2 protein-coding genes (1 of these 2 cut by a window edge) are annotated in these 20,143 nt (G+C 63.8%); both read left to right on the forward strand.

What is annotated here, in order from left to right; translation table 11 throughout:
* Entirely contained in the window at positions 1–9,723 is a 9,723-nt protein-coding gene (locus AB4N84_RS20805; protein ID WP_460042943.1) for an amino acid adenylation domain-containing protein, read from the forward strand.
* Positions 9,723–20,143, forward strand: the 5' portion of a protein-coding gene (locus tag AB4N84_RS20810; protein WP_460042944.1) for a non-ribosomal peptide synthase/polyketide synthase. Its footprint extends 5,770 nt past the window's final position; 10,421 of the gene's 16,191 nt are visible here — the first part of the coding sequence; the start codon lies at positions 9,723–9,725; the stop codon falls past the right edge of the window. The genes AB4N84_RS20805 and AB4N84_RS20810 overlap by 1 nt, the downstream gene beginning before the upstream one ends.

The following is a 20,143-nucleotide window of genomic DNA, read 5'->3' on the forward strand; positions in this document are numbered from 1 at the left end:
ATGAAATCCATACGAGATCAGGCCGCGCATTTTCCCGAACTGGTGGGCCACTATGCGCAGAGCCAGCCGGACCGGATTGCCCTTCGACACATCCAGCACGAAGACCAGGAACCGCAGCTGACCACCTACGCGCAGCTGGATCTGCACGCGCGCTCGATCGCGGGTGTGTTGCAGCATCACCTCGGTCCGCAGGGCGCTGAACGTTGCGTCCTCATGCTGCCGACCGGCGCCGATTACGCCGCGGCGTTTCTTGGCTGCCTGTACGCCAGGGTCATCGCAGTGCCGGCGTTCGCCCCGGAATACAACCGGCAAACCCACCTGGACCGACTGACCGGCATTCTTCAGGACGCCGCGCCCGGCGTGGTGCTGGGCCGTCGTGAGGACCTGGATAAATTCCAGCACCTGCTGCAACCGTTCATGCCGGCGGGCGGGCGCTTTGTCGCCATCGAAGACGTACATGACTGGCAGGACTCGTTCCAGCCCTCACTGATCGATACCTCGTCGCTGGCGTTCCTGCAATACACCTCGGGCTCAACCAGCGCACCGAAAGGCGTAATGGTCTCCCACGACAACCTGATGGCCAACGAGGTGGCGATGGCGCGCCACTTCGTCACCGACGCGTCGGCCGAAAGCTGGGTCAGCTGGCTGCCGCTTTACCACGACATGGGCCTGATGTGCGGTCTGCTGCTACCGCTTTACTACGGCGGCACGCTGAACCTGATGTCGCCGAATTATTTTCTCGGCCGTCCGGCGCGCTGGCTCGAGGTGATGAGTCAATACAACGGCACATTCTCCGGTGGGCCGGATTTCGCTTATCGCCTGTGCGTTGAGCGGATCAAGCCCAGCGCCGTGAAGCACCTCAAACTGGACAACTGGAGCCTGGCGTTTTCCGGTTCCGAGCCGATTCGCATCGCAACCCTGGATGCGTTCAGCGAGCATTTTGCCCCCGCCGGTTTTGACCGCCGTGCGCTGACCCCAAGCTACGGTCTGGCCGAAGCCACCCTGTTTGTCAGCGCCGCCCACCGTGAGGTGCCGTTCGGCATCAAGCGCTTTGATGGCAGTCAATTGGCTGCGGGCGAGGGCGGCGAAGCGTTGTTCGCCAACCAGAATTCCACCAGTCGCCTGCCGGGCTGTGGCTGGTGCCGCGACGACCACGACCTGCGCATTGTCGACCCTGCGAGTCAGCGAGTGCTGCACTCAGGGCAAGTGGGGGAAATCTGGATCGCCGGGGCGAGCGTCGCCCAAGGCTACTGGCAGAACCCGGAAGCCACCGCGCACACCTTCGTCGACCAAGACGGCAAGCGCTGGTTGCGCAGCGGCGACCTGGGGATTGCCAGCGAAGGTGAGCTGTTCATCACCGGTCGCCTCAAGGACCTGATCATTCTCAATGGCCAGAACCTTTACCCGCAGGACATCGAACAGGCGCTGGAGAAAAGCGTGGAGCTGCTGCGTCGCGGTCGTATTGCGGCCTTTCCGGTCATCGACGAGCAGGGCGCCGAAGGCGTCGGCCTGGCGCTGGAAATCAGCCGCAATGTGCGCCGCCTGATGAAGCCGCAGATGATCTGCGAAGCCGTCCGCGACGCGGTGTCGGCGCTGTTCCTGGTGGCGCCGAAGGTCATCGTATTGCTGGAACCGGGCGCCTTGCCGCGCACCACCAGCGGCAAACTGCAGCGTTCGGCCTGCCGCGTCGGCTGGCAGAACGGCAGTCTCGACAGCTTCGCCATCTGGCAGGACGGTCGTCTGCTCGACACTCAGCGCAATGACGAAGCAAGCGCCGCCGAAGCTTCGTCTTTATTGCCGGAAGTCGTTGCCGCCTGGGCTGAAGTGCTCGGCAAACAGGACCTCGCCGCACACGACCATTTCTTTGCCCGTGGCGGCGATTCGGTCGGCGTGGTTCAGGTGTTGTCGCGCCTGAACAACGTGCTAGGCCTCACCCTTGAGCCTGCGCATCTTTTCGAACACCCGACGCTGGGGGCCTTCAGCGCTCACGTCGCTCGCCAGACTCGCAGAGGCCAGGCGCCCGCATCCGTGGCGCGTATTTCCCGCGAGACGCCACCGGAGCAATCTTTCGCGCAGCAGCGCTTGTGGTTCCTCGCCCAGCTGGAACCTGACAGCAGTGCCTATCACCTGTGCGGTCAACTGAGCCTTAGCGGCGCCATAGATGACCTCGCGCTGCAGCGCAGTTTTGATGACCTGGCGGTGCGTCATGAAAGCCTGCGCACCACCTTCGCCATCGACACGGACGACTCGCTGGTGCAACGCATTCACGCCGCGCAGCCGGTGGTCATCGAGCAGCACGACCTCAGCCTGCACGCGCAACCGCTGGACGCATTGGGCGAGCTGGCCAAGGCCGCCGTCGAGCAACCGATGGACCTGCAGACCGGGCCGCTGTGGCGCGTGCTCAACGTGCGGCTGTCACCGAACCAGCAGCAACTGGTGCTGGTGTTGCACCACATCATCGCGGACGGCTGGTCGGTGCAAGTCATCCTCAAGGACTTTGCCGCGCTTTATAGCGCTCACGCTCAAGGGCTGACGCCGGCGCTTGCGCCGTTGCCGATCCAGTACGCTGACTTCGCCGCCTGGCAGCGCCAGAGACTGGCCGGGGGCGAAGGTGAGCGTCAGCTTGCTTACTGGCGCGAACGCCTCGGCGACACGCAGCCGGTGTTGACGCTGCCAGCCGATCGTCCGCGCCCGGTCCAGCAAAGCCATCGCGGCGCGCGCTATGCCATCGCCTTCGACAGCCGCATGAGCCAAGGCCTGCGCGAACTGGCTGCGAGCCACGGCGCCACGCTGTTCATGGTCATGCTCGCCGCCTACAAAACCCTGTTGCAGCGCTACAGCAGCCAGACCGACCTGCGTGTCGGTGTGCCGGTGGCCGGGCGTACCTGCACCGAGGCCGAAGGCCTGATCGGTCTGTTCGTCAACACCCTGGTGCTGCGCACGGAGGTGTCGCCGCAGCAATCGTTCAGCGCACTGATCGAGGCGGTCAAGCACACGGCGCTGGGTGCGCAGAACCACCAGGACCTGCCGTTCGAGCAACTGGTCGAGGCGTTGGGCGCGTCGCGCAACCTCAGCCACAACCCGCTGTGTCAGGTGAAATTCACCCAGCAGTTCCCGCTGCCGCAGAACGTGGAAACCGGCGGCCTGCGCATGGACGTCAATCAGCTGGATGACTACGCCGCGCACTTCGATCTGGGGCTGGACATCACTGACAGCGTCGATGGCATTCAGGCCGTGTTCACTTACGCCTGTGACCTGTTCGACGAGGCGCGCATCGCCGGCCTTGCCGCTGACCTGCTGCGTATCTGCGCGCAAGCGGTCGCGCAGCCGCACACCCGCTTGAACGAGCTGCAGCTATCGGCTGTGCCATCGCGCCTCGATGCCGAAACGATCGCGTTCCCGGCCACCGACGTGCTGACCCTCTGGGACGTCAGCGTCAACGCGCACCCTGATCGTCTGGCGTTGCAGGGCGAACAACAGCGAGAGAATTTCGCCTCCGTCGACGCCCAGGCCAACCGTCTGGCCCAGCACCTGCGCCAACTCGGCTTGGGCGCTGAAAGCCGTGTGGGCCTGGTGCTGGAGCGCTCGGTGGAATTTGTCGTCGGCCTGCTGGCGATTCTCAAGACCGGCGCGGCCTACGTGCCGCTGGACCCGAAATGGCCGGCAGAGCGTCAGGCCTTTGTGCTTGCCGACAGCGGCGCCCGCTGGCTGATCAGCGATGCCGCAGCGCCTGCCGACTTCAAGGGCGACGTCATCGGCATGGATGACGGTGCGGCATGGCGCTCACAGCCTTCAACTGCGCTGAACGTGCGCCTGCACCCCGAGCAAGCGGCGTACCTGATCTACACCTCGGGCACCAGCGGCACGCCAAAGGGCGTGGTGATCAGCCATGGCGCGTTGGCCGATTATGTTCAGGGCCTGCTCAAGCGTCTTGAACTTGCGCCGGATGCAAGCATGGCGATGGTCTCCACCGTCGGTGCTGACCTGGGCCACACCGTGTTGTTTGGCGCGCTGTGCTCGGCGCGCACGCTGCACCTGATCAACCCGGATCGCACGAGCGACGCCGACCGCTTTGCGGCCTACATGGCCGAGCACAGCGTGGGCGTTTTGAAGATCGTGCCGACCCACCTGAGCGGGCTGTTGCAGGCTGCCAATGCCGCCGACGTGTTGCCGGAACACGCGTTGATTCTCGGCGGTGATGCTTTGCCGTGGGAGCTGGTCTCGCAGGTCAAGCGCCTGAAACCGGGCTGCCGCGTCATCAACCACTACGGTCCGACCGAAACCACCGTCGGCGCGTTGAGCAACGAGCTGACGCAAGCACAGACGACGTCAGAAACGGCGCCTGTGGGTCGTCCGCTGCCCAACGCCGTGGCGCTGATTCTCAATGATCAGCTGGAACCGGTGGTGCAGGGCGACATTGGCGAGCTGTACATCGGCGGGCCGGGTCTTGCCCGTGGTTATCACGACCGTCCGGGCATGACCGCTGCGGTGTTCATTCCGGATCCGAACGGCACAGGCCGTCGTCTGTACCGCAGCGGCGACCGTGCGCGTTTGCTGGCCAACGGGCAGATCCAGTTCCTTGGCCGTGCCGACGATCAGGTCAAGGTGCGCGGCTATCGCGTGGCGCTGGGCGAGATTGCCCAGCGTCTGCGTCAGCTCGACGGCGTGCGCGATGCCCATGTCCGCGTCGACGACCGTGGCCAGTTGATCGCCTACGCCCTGATCGCCAAGGGGGTGCAGATCGATGGCGAAAGCCTGCGTGCGCAGCTTAGCGAGCGCCTGCCGGACTACATGGTGCCGAGCCATGTGTTGACGCTGGATGCGTTCCCGCTGACCGCCAACGGCAAGCTCAATCACAGCGCGTTGCCGGCGCCGCAGGTGGTTTCACAAAGCTTCGAGGCCCCGCACGAAGGCGTCGAAGCGACGTTGGCGGCCCTGTGGGAAAAGGCCCTCAACGTGGAAGCGGTAGGCCGTCACGATAACTTCTTCACCTTGGGCGGCGACTCGATCCTCAGCTTGCAGATCATTGCGCGCGCCCGTCGTCAGGGTATTCGCCTGACACCCAAGCAACTGTTCGAAAAACAAACCATCGCCGAATTGGCACAAGTCGCCGTGTTGTCCGAGGCCAAGCCTGCCGCTGCGCCCGTTTTGGCTGCTGTGGTGCCGCGCGATTTTGCCCTGACACCGATTCAAACCCGCTTCTTCGCCTTACCCATGGCTCAGCGTTCGCACTGGAACCAGTCGCTGCTGCTCGACCTGCCTCAGGCCCTTGACGTCCCAGTGCTGCAACAAGCGCTCGCGTTGCTGTTGGCGCAACACGACAGCCTGCGCCTGAGCTTCCATCAGGGCGACGACGGCCAGTGGCTGCAGCGCTATCGCGACAGCGAAAGCGCCGAGCGCGTGCTCTGGACCTGCGAACTGACCCGGGAAGAAGACCTCGCTTCACTAAGCGATGAAGCCCAGCGCAGCCTGAACATCGAGACCGGGCCGTTGCTGCGCGTGGTTCATGCGCGCCTGCCCTCGGGAGAAGGTCGTCTGCTGTTGACGATCCATCACCTGGCCGTCGATGGCGTGTCGTGGCGCGTGCTGCTGGAGGACCTGCAGCACGCCTACAGCCGCTTGGCCTCGGGTCAGCGCGTGACGCTGGCGGAGAAGACCGCGAGCTTGCAGCGCTGGTCGGAGTCTCTGCACACCTTGGCTCAAAGCCCTGAACTGGAAGCCCAGTTGCCGCACTGGCAAGCGCTGCACGCGGCCGATGCCTGCCTGCCGGGTGACGCTTCGATTCAAAGCCGGGTCGGCGACGGCGAAACCGTTGGCTTGACGCTGAATGCGGCCCACACCCGTCGCCTGCTCAGTGAAGCCCCGGCGGCCTACCGCACCCGCATCGACGATCTGCTGCTGGCGGCGCTGGCCCAGGCGCTGCATCAATGGACCGGGCGTCGTCGTCACGTGATCAGCCTCGAAGGCCACGGTCGCGAAGACGCCAGCGGCGCGCTGGATTTGAGTCGCAGCGTCGGTTGGTTTACCAGCCTGTATCCGCTGGCGCTGGAAGCCGGTGACGATGCGATTGCCACATTGAAAGCGGTCAAAGAAGCGGTACGCGCCGTGCCTGAAAAAGGCTTGGGCTATGGCGTGCTCAAGCATCTGGCTGGCGCCGATCTGCCAGAGCTGGTGGGGCAGGGCCTGACCTTCAACTATCTGGGTCGTTTCGACGACAGTGAGGGCGCACTGTTCTCGCTGTCGAGCGTGACACCCGCCCACCCGCGTGACCCGCAAGGGCCGTTGGCCAACGCGTTGGCGGTGGACGGCCAGGTGCGCGGCGGTCAGTTGCATCTGGGCTGGACCTTCAGTCGCGAGCGTTTCAGCCGCGACAGCATCGAGCACCTGGTGGCGTTGTACCGTGAGCAACTGATGCAACTGATCGACCATTGCAGCGATGAACGCCATGCCGGGCTGACCCCATCGGACTTCCCGTTGGCCGGGCTCAGTCAGGCGCAACTGGATGCCTTGGCGATTCCGGCCCGGGAGATCGAAGACATCCTGCCACTGGCGCCCATGCAACAGGGGATTCTGCTGCACAGCCTGCTGGAGCAGGGCAACGGCATTTACCTGATGCAGGATCAGTACGAAGTCGGCAGCGACGTCGATTTCGAGGCGTTCAAGTTCGCCTGGCAGCACGTGGTGCAGCGTCATCCAGCCTTGCGCACGGCCTTCCACGGTCTGGAAAGTGGTGTGCAGCGTCAGGTGGTGATGCGTCGTGTGCCGTCCCCGGCGCAGTTGATCGACCTCAGTCACCTGTCCCGCGAGGCTGCCGAAGCGGAGCTGGAGGCCCTGCTCAGCGCCGAGCGCGAACAGGGCTTCGATTTCGCCCGCGCGCCGCTGCTGCGCCTTCGCCTGGTCAAGTTCGGCGAGGCGGATTTGCGCATCGTGCAAAGCCATCACCACGCCCTGATCGATGCCTGGTGCCGTGGCCTGATGCTCACCGAGTTCTTCGCCCATTACCGCGCGTTCCTCGACGGGCGCCATGTCAGTCTGCCGGCTGCGCGACCTTATCGTGATTTCCTCGCCTGGCTGGCCGAGCAGGACGAAGCCGTCAGCCGCGATTACTGGCGCAACGCGCTCGCCGGCTTCACCGACGTCACGCCGCTGCCGTATCGCCACAGTCCGCAAGGCGAGCCGCAGATGCGTGACGTCACGCTGGCGCTGGGCACCGAGCAGACCGCCAGACTGGCTGACCAGGCGCGGCAATATCGCCTGACCGCCAACACCTTCGTGCAGGCCGCCTGGGCCTTGTTGCTGATGCACCATGCCGACCGCGACGACGTGGTGTTCGGCGTCACTGTGGCGGGTCGTCCCACCGAACTCGAAGGCATCGAAGGCGCGCTGGGGCTGTTCATCAACACCTTGCCGTTGCGTCTGAAGCGCCTGGGAGTGGGCTCTTCTGCGCTGGAGTTGCTCAACGCGCTGCAAGCGCAGAACGCCGAGATGCGTCAGCACGAACACCTGTCGCTGGCGGACATTCAACTGCTGGCCGACACGCCGCGCGGTCAGCCGCTGTTCGACAGCCTGTTCGTCTTTGAAAACGTTCCGTTGGGCGCCGAGGTTCAGCAGGCCGTGAACGACTACCGGATCAAACCGCTGGCTAACCGCACCCACACCAACTACCCGTTGACCGTGGTGCTGCTGCCGGGCGAATCGCTGCAATTACAGCTGACCTACGACACCCGTCACTTCGAGGACCTCGACATGACCGTGCTGGTCGAGCATTTCCGTCGCTTGCTGACGCAACTGATCGATAACCCGCAACAGACCCTCAGCCAGTTGCAGGTGCTGGAACAGGCCGAGTGCGAACAGTTGCTGCAGCAGGCTCAGGGACCGGTGGAAAAACACTGGTACGGCATCAGTTATCTGGAGCGTTTCGAGTCCCGCGTGCAGGCGCATCCGAACCTGGAAGTGGCGCGCTGCCAGGGCCAGAGCCTGACCTACGACGCACTCAATCGCGACGCCAATCGCATTGGTCATGGCCTGATCGGCGCGGGCGTGCAGGGTGACGACGTGGTGGCGCTGTTCGCGCCGCGCGGCTTGCCGCTGCTGAGCATGATCATCGGCGCGTTCAAGGCCGGGGGTGCCTATCTGGCCCTGGACGATCGTCATCCGGCAGGCCGCAGCGCGCGCATGCTGGTGAGCAGCGCCGCCCCGGTATTGCTCACGCCCCGCGATTGTCTGCCGCAGGTCGAGGCGATTCTCGCTTTGACCGAGGTCAAGCCGCGTCTGCTGATTCTGGAAGACCTGGTCGCCAGCGGCGCCGAGGGTAATCCGGGGCGTTACGCCAGCGCCGAGCAACTGGCCTATGTGATCTACACGTCGGGTTCTACGGGCGAGCCGAAAGGGGTGATGGTCAACCAGCGCGGCATGCTCAACAACCAGATGTCCAAGCTGCCCTACCTGCGTCTGGGCGAGGATGACGTGATCGCGCAGACCGCCGCCACCGGTTTCGACATCTCCGTGTGGCAGTTCCTCACGGCGCCGCTGTTCGGTGGTCGAGTGGAGATTCTGCCGGACTCGGTGGTTCACGACCCGCAGCGTCTGCTGGAGGAAGTCGTGGCGAATCAGGTCAGCGTGCTGGAGTGCGTGCCCGCCGTGATCGACGGCATGCTCGCGGTATCCACGCACAAACTAGACGCCCTGCGCTGGTTGCTGCCGACCGGTGAAGCGCTGACCGTGGACCTGGCGACACGTTGGTTCAATCGATACCCGAACGTGCCGTTGGTCAACGCATACGGCCCGGCCGAATGCGCCGACGACGTGGCCCTGCACACCTTGACCGCAGCCCCCGCCGCCAAGGCGAACATGCCGATTGGCCGACCGACCGACAACAACCGTTTGTACGTGCTGGATTCCAGCCTGCAACTGGCGGCGCCGGGCGTCGTCGGCGAGCTGTACATCGGCGGTGTTGGCGTAGGTCGCGGATATGCCGCACAGCCTACATTGACCGCCGAGCGCTTCCTGCCGGACCCGTTCGGTGAAGCCGGTGCGCGCCTGTATCGCAGTGGTGACCTGGCGCGCTGGAACGCCGACGGTGCGCTGGAGTACGTCGGCCGTGCGGATTTCCAGGTGAAGATCCGTGGCCAGCGCATCGAATTGGGCGAAATCGAAAACCTGCTCCTGGCTCAGCCTGCGGTCCGTGATGCCGTGGTCAGTGCGCAACCGACCCCGCACGGTCCGCAACTGGTGGCGTACGTGGTCACCGAGGCGCAGCAGACACTGTCTGCCGACGTCCTCAAAACCGCACTGGCCCAAGCGCTGCCGGCGTTCATGGTGCCCGCCCACGTGGTGCAGCTTGAGCGCCTGCCGCGCAACGCCAACGGCAAGCTCGACCGCAAGGCGTTGCCTGCGCTCAGTGTGCAGGAAAGGACCTTTGAGGCGCCGCAAGGCGAGCGCGAAGAGATCCTTGCCGAACTGTGGCAGAGCCTGCTGAAGGTCGAGCGGGTTGGACGTGACGACAACTTCTTTGAACGGGGTGGGCACTCGCTGCTGGCGACACGGCTGTTGTCGCGCATTCGCGAGCGCCTGGGGGTGAGCATTCCGCTGGCGCAGGCCTTCGAAGCCACCACTGTTGCCGCACAGGCCGCCCTGATCGACACCTTACAGGGGCAGACCCTGACGCTCGACCGGCTCGATGCCTTGGACGAGTTAATGAATGAGCTGGAGGAAAGCAACTGATGTCGCAACCGAGCATGACTTCGCATAGCAAGCTGCTGGCCCTGGCCACCCGCTTCCTCAGCCTCGGCGCCACACAGCGGCGGGTGTTTCTGGGCAAGTTGCGCGAGCAGGGGCTGGATGCGTCGGCGCTGCCGATTCCGTCCGGGGTTGCGGGCGAGCGCAGCCCGACGTCCTTTTCCCAGCAGCGCCTGTGGTTTCTCGAACAACTGGAACCGGGCAACAGCACCTACCACCTGCCGGGCGCGCTGCGTCTGAAAGGCACGTTGGACATCGCCGCCGTGCAGTCGGCGTTCGAGCGTGTGGCCGAGCGTCATGCCAGCCTGCGTACCGTGTTCGACACCGCCGAAGACGGCACGCCGGAGCAAGTGATTCAGGCGCCGCACGCCTTGCCGTTCGAGCGGTTGAACGCGGACGATGAAAGCCAGTTGGAGACCCTTGCCGATGCGTTCGCGCGCCGTCCATTCGACCTGGCCCAGGGTCCGCTGTGGCGCGTGGCGCTGGTTAAGCGCGCTGATGACGAGCATGTATTGCTGGTCTGTCTGCACCACATCATCGCGGACGGCTGGTCCATCCAGGTGCTGTTGCTGGACTTCGTGCAGGCCTACCGCGCGGCGCTGGAGAACACTGATTCGGCCCTTGCGGAACTGCCGCTGAACTATGCCGACGTTGCCCTGTGGCAGCGTGCCTGCCTGGACGCGGGCGAGGGTGACCGCCAACTGGCGTACTGGAAAGAGCAATTGGGCGAAGAGCCGCCTGTGCTGGAACTGCCTGCCGACCGCCCACGTCCGGCGCGTCAGAGCTTCCGGGGTGCGCGCCTGCCGTTCAGTGTTGACGCGGCCTTGTCCGATCGCATGCGTGCGCTGGCGAAGCAACGTGGCGTGACCGTGTTCACCGTCATACTGGCGGCCTACCAAGTGTTGTTGCAGCGCCTGAGCGGGCAGAACGACTTGCGCATCGGCGTGCCGATTGCCGGGCGTCAACGCGCCGAAACCGAAGGCTTGATCGGCTTCTTCGTCAACACCCAGATCCTGCGCGGCGAGGTCACGACCGGCGCCAGTTTCAACCAGATCATCGACAACGTACGCCTTGCTTCCCAAGGCGCCCAGGCCCATCAGGACCTCCCGTTCGAACAGTTGGTCGACGCGCTGGCGCCGCAGCGCAGCCTGAGCCACAACCCGCTGTTTCAGGTGCTGTACAACCACCAGCAGCGTCAGGACGAAGCCCTGCAATTGATGCCCGGCCTCAACGCCACGCTCATGCCGCTAGACAGCGGAAGCAGCCAGTTCGACCTGGCCTTGCACACTTGGGAAAACGCTGCGGGCGAACTGGCGGGCAACTGGAACTACGCCACCGATCTGTTCGATCACGGAAGTATCGAGCGCCTGCATCAACGGTTTGTGCAGCTGTTCGCGCAGTTGCTGGAACAGCCGGACGCGGCCATTGGCGATTTTAAGTTGCTGGATCGGCAGGACCGTGCGCAACTGGCGTTGGTCAATGACACGGCGCGCGACTGGTCTGCCGATGAATCTGTTGTGCATCGTCATTTCGAGCGTCTGGCGCAGTTGCATCCTCAGCGTGAAGCATTGCGCTGTGGCGATGAGGTGCTGACGTATCAGCAACTGGATCAGCGTGCCAACCAGTTGGCGCACTACCTGCGCGAACACGGCGTCGGTCGTGAGTCGTTGGTCGGTGTGGCGGCGTTGCGTTCGGTTGAGATGGTCGTGGCGTTGTATGCGGTCGTCAAGGCGGGCGCTGCGTATGTGCCGCTGGATCCGGAATACCCGGCTGATCGTCTGCGTTACATGCTCGAGGACGCGGGAATCGGTCTGCTGCTGAGCCATGACGCCGTGGTCGATGATCTGCCGGTTATTGAAGGGTCGCAGGTCTTGAATCTGGATCGGCTTGATCTAGACGACCAACCTGTTTCTGCCCCGGTTGTGGAGATTCATCCCGAGCAACTGGCGTACATGATTTACACCTCGGGCTCGACCGGAAAACCGAAGGGCGCGGGCAACACCCACGCCGCGCTGTTCAACCGGCTGGCCTGGATGCAGGAAGCCTACGTACTCGACGCGACCGACGCCGTCCTGCAAAAGACCCCGTTCAGCTTCGACGTTTCCGTCTGGGAGTTCTTCTGGCCATTGATGGTCGGCGCGCGCTTGGTCATGGCCCAACCGGGCGATCATCGGGATCCTGCGCTGCTCACCGCGTTGATCGAACAGCACCAGATCACCACGCTGCATTTCGTGCCTTCCATGCTTGCCGCGTTCATGGCGCAGGACAATCTATCCGGTTGCGCATCCCTGAAACGCATCGTCTGCAGTGGCGAAGCACTGCCAGCCGATCTGGCACGAGACACCCTGCAACGCCTGCCCAATGCTGCGCTGTTCAACCTCTACGGCCCAACCGAAGCGGCCATCGATGTCACCCACTGGACCTGCCGCGATGAACCGGGCGCGTCCGTGCCCATCGGCCGCCCAATTGCCAACCTGCAAGTGCACATCCTCGACAGCTGCCTGAACCCGCAACCCATCGGCGTACCCGGCGAGCTGTACATCGGCGGCGCCGGTCTGGCGCGGGGTTATCACCAGCGTCCGGGCCTGACCGCAGAACGCTTCGTCGCCAGCCCGTTCGGCAACGGCGAGCGGCTTTATCGCACCGGCGACTTGGCGCGCTGGCGTGCCGACGGCGCAGTGGAATACCTTGGCCGTCTCGATCATCAGATCAAACTGCGCGGCCTGCGCGTGGAGATCGGTGAGATCGAATCGGCGCTGCTGGATCACCCGGCCATCAGCGAAGCCGTCGTCGTCGCGCGTCAACTCAGTAACGGCCTGCAACTGGTGGGTTATCTGGTCGCCACTGATTTCGACGAAGAACAGCTGCGTACCCAGTTGAAACAACGCCTGCCGGATTACATGGTGCCGGCGCATCTGGTGACGCTGGACGCCTTCCCGCTGTCGGCCAACGGCAAACTGGACCGCAAGGCGCTGCCGGAACCACAACTGCAACTACGTGCGTTCGAAGCACCACAGGCAGGCGTGGAAAGCGAACTCGCCGAGCTGTGGGAGGAGTTGTTGGGCGTCAAACAGATCGGCCGTCAGGACAATTTCTTTGAACTGGGCGGCGATTCGATTCTCAGCCTGCAAATCGTCTCGCGCGCGAAGAAGCGCGGCATTCAACTGACGCCTCGGCAGATGTTCGAGCGCCAGACCATCGCCGAACTGGCGCAAGTCGCCCAACTGCTCGACCGCAATGAAGCCTCTGCTCAGCCACGCATCGAACTCAACCGCGACATCCCGCTGACGCCGATTCAACATTGGTTTTTCGAGCAACCGATGCGCCGTCGCAGTCACTGGAACCAGTCACTGTTGCTGACGCCGAATGATGCACTGGAAACGCCGGCACTGGCGCTGGCGCTGCACGCGCTGGTCAATCATCACGACGCCTTGCGCATGACGTTCGTGCAGCAGGACAACGACCAGTGGCAGCAGCGTTATCGCAGTGAAGTCCATCCGGCACATGCTGCCGACGGTCTGTTGTGGCAGCGTGAAGTCAGCACTAATGGCCTCGCAGCAGCCTGCAATGAAGCCCAGGCCAGCCTTGATCTGAAAGACGGCCCGTTGCTGCGTGCCGTGCAGTTCACATTGGCTGATGGAGGCGAGCGGCTGTTGCTGGTCGTGCATCACCTGGTGGTGGACGGCGTCTCGTGGCGCATCCTGCTGGAAGACCTGCACAATGCGTACGCCCAGGCACAGGCCGGTCTGACGATCGACCTCGGTGAGAAAGGCTTGCCGTTCCAGCGTTGGGCCCATCGCCTGCTGGACTTCGCCTACAGCGATGCGCTGCTGGCCGAGGCCGAGTACTGGCGTAACCTGCCGAGTGCTCCGCCATTGCCGGTTGCCCATCCTCATGGAAAGGCCTTGCACGCTTCGGTTCAACAGCGCCATCTGCAACTGGACACGGCCCGCAGTCAGGCATTGCTCAGCGAAGCCCCAGCGGCGTATCGCACGCAGATCAATGACCTGCTGCTGACCGCACTGACCCGCGCGATTGCGCAGTGGAGTGGCGAATCCCGCGCGCTGATCGCGCTCGAGGGTCACGGTCGTGAGGACCTGTTCGAGGGTCTTGACCCGTCCCGCACCGTGGGCTGGTTTACCAGCCTGTATCCGGTCAGCTTGCAGGCTCAGGACAGCCTCGATGCTGCCCTCAAAAACACCAAGGAAACCTTGCGCGCCGTGCCCAATGGCGGTCTGGGTTACGGCTTGCTGCGTCATTTGCGCGGCGAAGCGTTGCCGTCGCTGGAAGGCTGCGTGCTCTTCAACTATATGGGCCGTGTCGGCCATCAACCGGGCCGCCTGCAAAACAACAGTGGCCTGTTCACGCTGGCCGAAGAAGGCAGCGGCGCTCAACGTGGCGCCGACTCGCCTTTGGCCTGCGAGCTGTCGTTGGATGCTGAGGTGCGCGGCGGACAGTTCCGCGTAACGTGCAGCTACAGCGGCGAACCTCATGACGCAGCCTCGGTTCAGCGCCTGCTCGATGCCTATGCGCTGGCGCTGGACGAGGTGATTGAGCACTGCCGCACGCATTCGGCAGTCACGCCGTCGGACTTTCCGGCACTGGACCTGACTCAGGCGCAACTCGATGCATTGCCGGTCGCTCCCCGTGACATCGAACACCTGTATCCGCTGACGCCGATGCAACAGGGCCTGTTGTTCCACAGTGAACTGGGTGAGACTCAAGGCACTGAAGGTGCGCGCGACCTGTACATCAATCAGGTGGCGCTGGACATTGAGCACCTGCCGCTGGCGCGCTTCAAGTCGGCCTGGGCGGGGGCGGTGCAGCGTCATCCGATTCTGCGTGCCTCCATCCTGCGTCTGACCGGCAGTCAGCAACCGGTGCAATTGATTCGTCGCGACGCGGCGCTGATGGTCCGCGAACTGGACCTGCGCGACGATCAACGGGCGCTGAGCGAGGTGCTGGCCGCCGAGCGTCAAACCCCGTTCCAGCTGCACGAAGCGCCGCTGATGCGCGTATTGCTGGTGCGCCAAAGCGAAATGCTGTGGAAGCTGGTGTGGACCTTCCATCACATCCTGCTCGACGGCTGGAGCAGCGCGGCGGTGCTGGGCGAAGTGATTCAGTCGGCAATGTCCGACGCCGCACTGACACCTGCTGGTCATTACGGCGATTACGTTGAGTGGCTGCTCAGCCGAGACGCGCAGCACAGCGCCACGTTCTGGCAGCAACATCTGGCCGGTTTCGAACAACCGACGCTGATGGCGGCAGCCGTCACCGCGCCTATATCTGCCAACGGTGAACCGCTGCCGACGCAGGTGAGGGTCACGTCGATGGACCTGGACAGTCAGTTGCTGCACAACGCCGCGCGCCGTCAGCGGGTGACCGTCAACACGCTGATCCAAGCGGTCTGGGTCTTGTTGTTGCAACGCTACACCGGGCAACAGCGCGTCGCGTTCGGGACTACCGTGTCGGGCCGTTCAGCGCAGGTTCCAGGCATCGAACGCATGCTGGGCCTGTTCATCAACACCCTGCCGCTGGTGCAGGCGCCGGAATCGCAGCAGAAGGTCGGCGACTGGCTCAATGAACTGCAAGCGCACAACCTGGAACTGCGCGAGCACGAACACACGCCGCTGTTTGAAGCCCAGCGCTTCGCCGGGCACGCCGGCCGTGACCTGTTCGACAGCCTGGTGGTGTTCGAAAACTACCCGGTGGACGCCGTGCTGCGGGACAAACAAGCAGGCGGTGTGAATCTGGGTTCCGTGGAACTCAGCGACAAGACCCATTACCCGCTGAGCCTGGCGGTGGTGGCCGGCGAACAGGCCCATGTTCACGTCAACTACCACAGCAACGTGTTCAGTGCCGAACAGATCGACCGCCTGTGCGGGCATTTCCAGACACTGCTGGACGGCCTCTGCCGCTTCCCTGAAAGGAGCATTGGCGAGCTGTCCATGATGACCGAGCGTGACGTCAGCGACATGCACGCCTGGAACCAGCCGCCGTTCTCGCCCTACGTCGACCGTCCTGTCCACGCACTGATCGCCGACCACGCACGGCTGCGTCCTGACGCCATCGCGTTGGTGCATGGTGAGCAGCGCCTGACCTTCGCCGAGTTCGACCGCCGTGCCAACCAGCTCGCCCACGCCCTGCGGGCGCGCGGCATCGGCACCGAAGTGCGGGTGGCGATTGCCATGGAACGCGGTATTGATCTGTGGCTGTCGTTCTTGGCGGTATTGAAAGCGGGCGGGGCGTACATCCCGCTGGACCCGGATTACCCGACCGAACGCCTGCGCTACATGCTCGAAGACGGCGGCGTGAAGCTGCTGATCTCCCACGATGCCGCGCTGGACCGCGTGCCCGTCGGCGACGTGCCGCTGCTCAATCTGGATCAACTGGACGTTTCCAGCGAGCCGGAAATCGCGCCGGACGTGGTGATTCATCCTCAGCAACTGGCGTACCTGATCTACACCTCGGGTTCGACCGGCAAACCGAAAGGCGCGGCCATTGCCCACGGCGATATCTCGATGCACATCCAGACCATCGGCGAGCGTTACGGCTTCACACCCGAGGACCGCAAATTCCACTTCCTCTCGATCAGCTTCGACGGCGCCCACGAGGGCTGGATGATGCCGATGTGTTACGGCGCCCGCGTTGTTTTGCGTGATCAGGAACTGTGGAGCGTGGAGCAGACCTACGACACGCTGATTCGTGAAGGCATCACCGTGGCATCCTTCCCGCCGAGTTACCTGCGTCAGCTGTCGGACTGGGCCGGTGTGCAAGGCAAAGGGCCGGGGGTGAAAACCTACTGCTTTGCCGGTGAAGCGTTCAGCCGAGAGATGCTGCACGATGTAATTCGCAATCTGCAGCCGCTGTGGATCATCAACGGTTATGGCCCGACGGAAACCGTGGTCACGCCGACCCTGTGGCTGGCGTCCGCGGAAACTGCTGACTTCACTACGGCTTACGCTCCGATTGGTGATCTGGTGGGTGACCGTCAGGGCTATGTGATGGATGCCGATCTGAACCCACTGCCCCAAGGCATTGCCGGCGAGTTGTACCTGGGCGGCGCGGTGGCACGGGGTTACCTGGACCGTCCGGGCGCCACCGCCGAGCGTTTCCTGCCGCACCCGTTCCGTGCCGGTGAGCGGATCTATCGCAGTGGTGACCGCGTACGGCTGAACAGCGAAGGGTTGCTGGAATACCTGGGACGTATCGACCACCAGATCAAGATTCGCGGCTTCCGCATCGAGGCCGGTGAGATCGAAGCAGCGCTGAAAAGCTGCGAGGGCGTGCGTGAAGCCTTGGTCATCGTCCGTGAGGGTGCGAATGGCAAACGTCTTTTGGGCTACGTTGGCGGCAATGACCTCGACGCGGAACGCATCAAACAGCAACTCAAGGTGACCCTGCCGGAGTACATGATCCCGGCGCACATCATCGTCATGGAGCGCCTGCCGCAACTGCCGAACGGCAAACTGGACCGCAACGCGCTGCCCGATCCGCAGGTCAGTTCCAGCGACTATGAAGCACCGCAAAACGCACTGGAGCAGCAACTGGCCGCCTTGTGGGAACCCTTGCTGGGGATCGAGGCGGTAGGGCGCAACGATCACTTCTTCGAACTCGGCGGCCACTCGCTGCTGGCGATGCAACTGATCTCGCGACTGCGTCACGAACAGGACGTGAGCGTGCCGCTGCGGCTGCTGTTCGACGCACCGCGTCTGGCTGATTTCGCCCAGCGCATCACACAGCTGGCGCAACCCGCCAAGCAACTTGCACTCACCGCACGCCACGCGACGAAAACCGTGCAGTCGTTCGCCCAGCAACGCCTGTGGTTCCTCGACCAGCTGCAACCGGGTGGCCACGCCTACAACCTGCCGGGTGCGGTGCGTCTGCGCGGTGAGCTGAACGACGCGGCGTTGCAGTCGGCGTTCGACGGGTTGGCGGCGCGTCATGAAGTGCTGCGCACGCGTTTCGTTGCGGGAGACGGTGTGCCGCTGCAACAGATCGATGCAGCCAGTACGGTGCACATCGAACGTCTGGACATCCGCGCCGACGCGGATCTCGAAGTGGACTTCGACGCGCTGGCTCAGGACTTCGTCCAGCGGCCGTTCAACCTGTCGCAAGGCCCGCTCTGGCGTCTGGCGCTGGTGCGTGTCGCCGCCGACGAGCACTGCCTGTTGTTGTGCCTGCATCACATGATTTCTGACGGCTGGTCGGTGCGCGTGCTGTTGCAGGAATTTTGCGAGCTGTACCGCGCTGCCGTGGAAAACCGCGCGCCGCACCTGGCGGAACTGCCGGTGCAATACGCCGACTTCGCGGCCTGGCAGCGCGAATGGCTGGAGGCGGGCGAGGGTGAGCGTCAGTTGCAGTACTGGCGCCAACAGCTGGGCGACGAGCACCCGGTGATGGAACTGCCGACCGACCGTCCGCGTCCGGCGCAGCAGCGCTATCAGGGTGCCCGGGTACTGTTCAACTGGGATACCGCGTTCAGCCATCGCGTGCGCGCGCTTGCCAAACAGCAGGGCGTGACGCCGTTCATGGCGATCCTCTCGGCGTATCAGGTGTTACTGCATCGCCTCAGCGGGCAGAACGACTTGCGCATCGGCGTGCCGATTGCCGGGCGTTCGCGTCTGGAGGTCGAAGGCCTGATCGGTTTCTTTGTCAGCACGCAAGTGTTGCGCGCAAACGTCAGCGCTGAACTGTCTTACCGCGAGGTGCTGGCGCAGGCGAAGGCCGCCACTCTTGGTGCTCAGGCGAATCAGGACCTGCCGTTCGAGCAACTGGTCGAAGCCCTGCAACCGCAGCGCAGCCTGAGCCACAACCCGCTGTTCCAAGTGGCGTACGACCATCAGCAACGTGACTTTGCACCGCTTTCCGGGTTGCCGGGGCTACACGCCGATGTCCTGCCGCTGGACGATGGCAGCTGCCAGTTCGACCTGGCGCTGAACACCCATGAGGACGCCGACGGTGCGCTGGGTGGCTCGTGGAATTATGCGACCGATCTGTTTGATCACGGGACTGTCGAGCGGATGCATGAGCGTTTCGTGCAGCTGTTTGCGCAGTTGCTGGAGCAGCCGGACGCGGCGATTGGCGATTTTGAGTTGCTGGATCGGCAGGACCGTGCGCAACTGGTGTTGGTCAATGACACGGCGCGCGACTGGTCTGCCGATGAATCTGTTGTGCATCGTCATTTCGAACGTCTGGCGCAGTTGCATCCTCAGCGTGAAGCTTTGCGTTGTGGCGATGAGGTGCTGACGTATCAGCAACTCGATCAGCGGGCCAACCAGCTGGCGCACTGTCTGCGTGGGGAGGGCGTGGGGCGTGAGTCGTTGGTGGGTGTGGCGGCGTTGCGTTCGGTTGAGATGGTCGTGGCGTTGTATGCGGTCGTTAAAGCTGGCGCTGCCTATGTGCCGCTGGACCCGGAATACCCGGTTGATCGCCTGCGCTACATGCTCGAAGACGCCGGGATTGGTCTGCTACTGAGCCATGACGCCGTGATCGATGATCTGCCGGTTATTGACGGCTTGCAGGTGTTGAATCTGGATCATTTGGACCTCGTAGGTCAGCCGACCACGGCGCCAGGTGTAGAGATTCATCCCGAGCAACTGGCGTACATGATCTACACCTCGGGCTCGACCGGGAAGCCGAAGGGCGCAGGCAACACCCACGCCGCGCTGTTCAACCGGCTGGCCTGGATGCAAGAGGCTTACAGTCTCGACGTATCCGATGTCGTGCTCCAAAAGACCCCGTTCAGCTTCGACGTCTCGGTCTGGGAGTTCTTCTGGCCGCTGATGGTCGGCGCTCGCCTGGTCATGGCTCAACCGGGCGATCATCGCGATCCTGCCTTGCTGACGGCACTGATCGAAACCAACAAGATCACCACGCTGCACTTCGTCCCTTCGATGCTGGCGGCTTTCATGGCGCAGGACGATCTATCCGGTTGCGCATCCCTGAAACGCATCGTCTGCAGCGGCGAAGCCTTGCCGGCGGACCTCTCAAGAGAAACTGTGCAACGCCTGCCAAACGCTGCGCTGTTCAACCTGTACGGCCCAACCGAAGCGGCCATCGATGTCACCCACTGGACCTGCCGCGATGAACCGGGCGCCGCCGTGCCCATCGGCCGCCCGATTGCCAATCTTCAGATCCACATCCTCGACAACCGCCTGAACCCGCAACCCATCGGCGTGCCCGGCGAGCTGTACATTGGCGGCGTCGGCCTGGCGCGGGGTTATCACCAGCGTCCGGGCCTGACCGCAGAACGCTTCGTCGCCAGCCCGTTCGGCAACGGCGAGCGGCTTTATCGCACCGGCGATCTGGCGCGCTGGCGTGCTGACGGCGCAGTGGAATACCTGGGCCGTCTCGATCATCAGATCAAACTGCGCGGCCTGCGCGTGGAGATCGGCGAGATCGA

This window comes from Pseudomonas sp. S2_H01, from assembly GCF_054668305.1.

Coding starts and splice junctions, on each gene's coding strand:
- AB4N84_RS20805 (WP_460042943.1), top strand. CDS start 1: ATGAAATCCATACGAGATCAGGCCGCGCATTTTCCCGAACTGGTGGGC.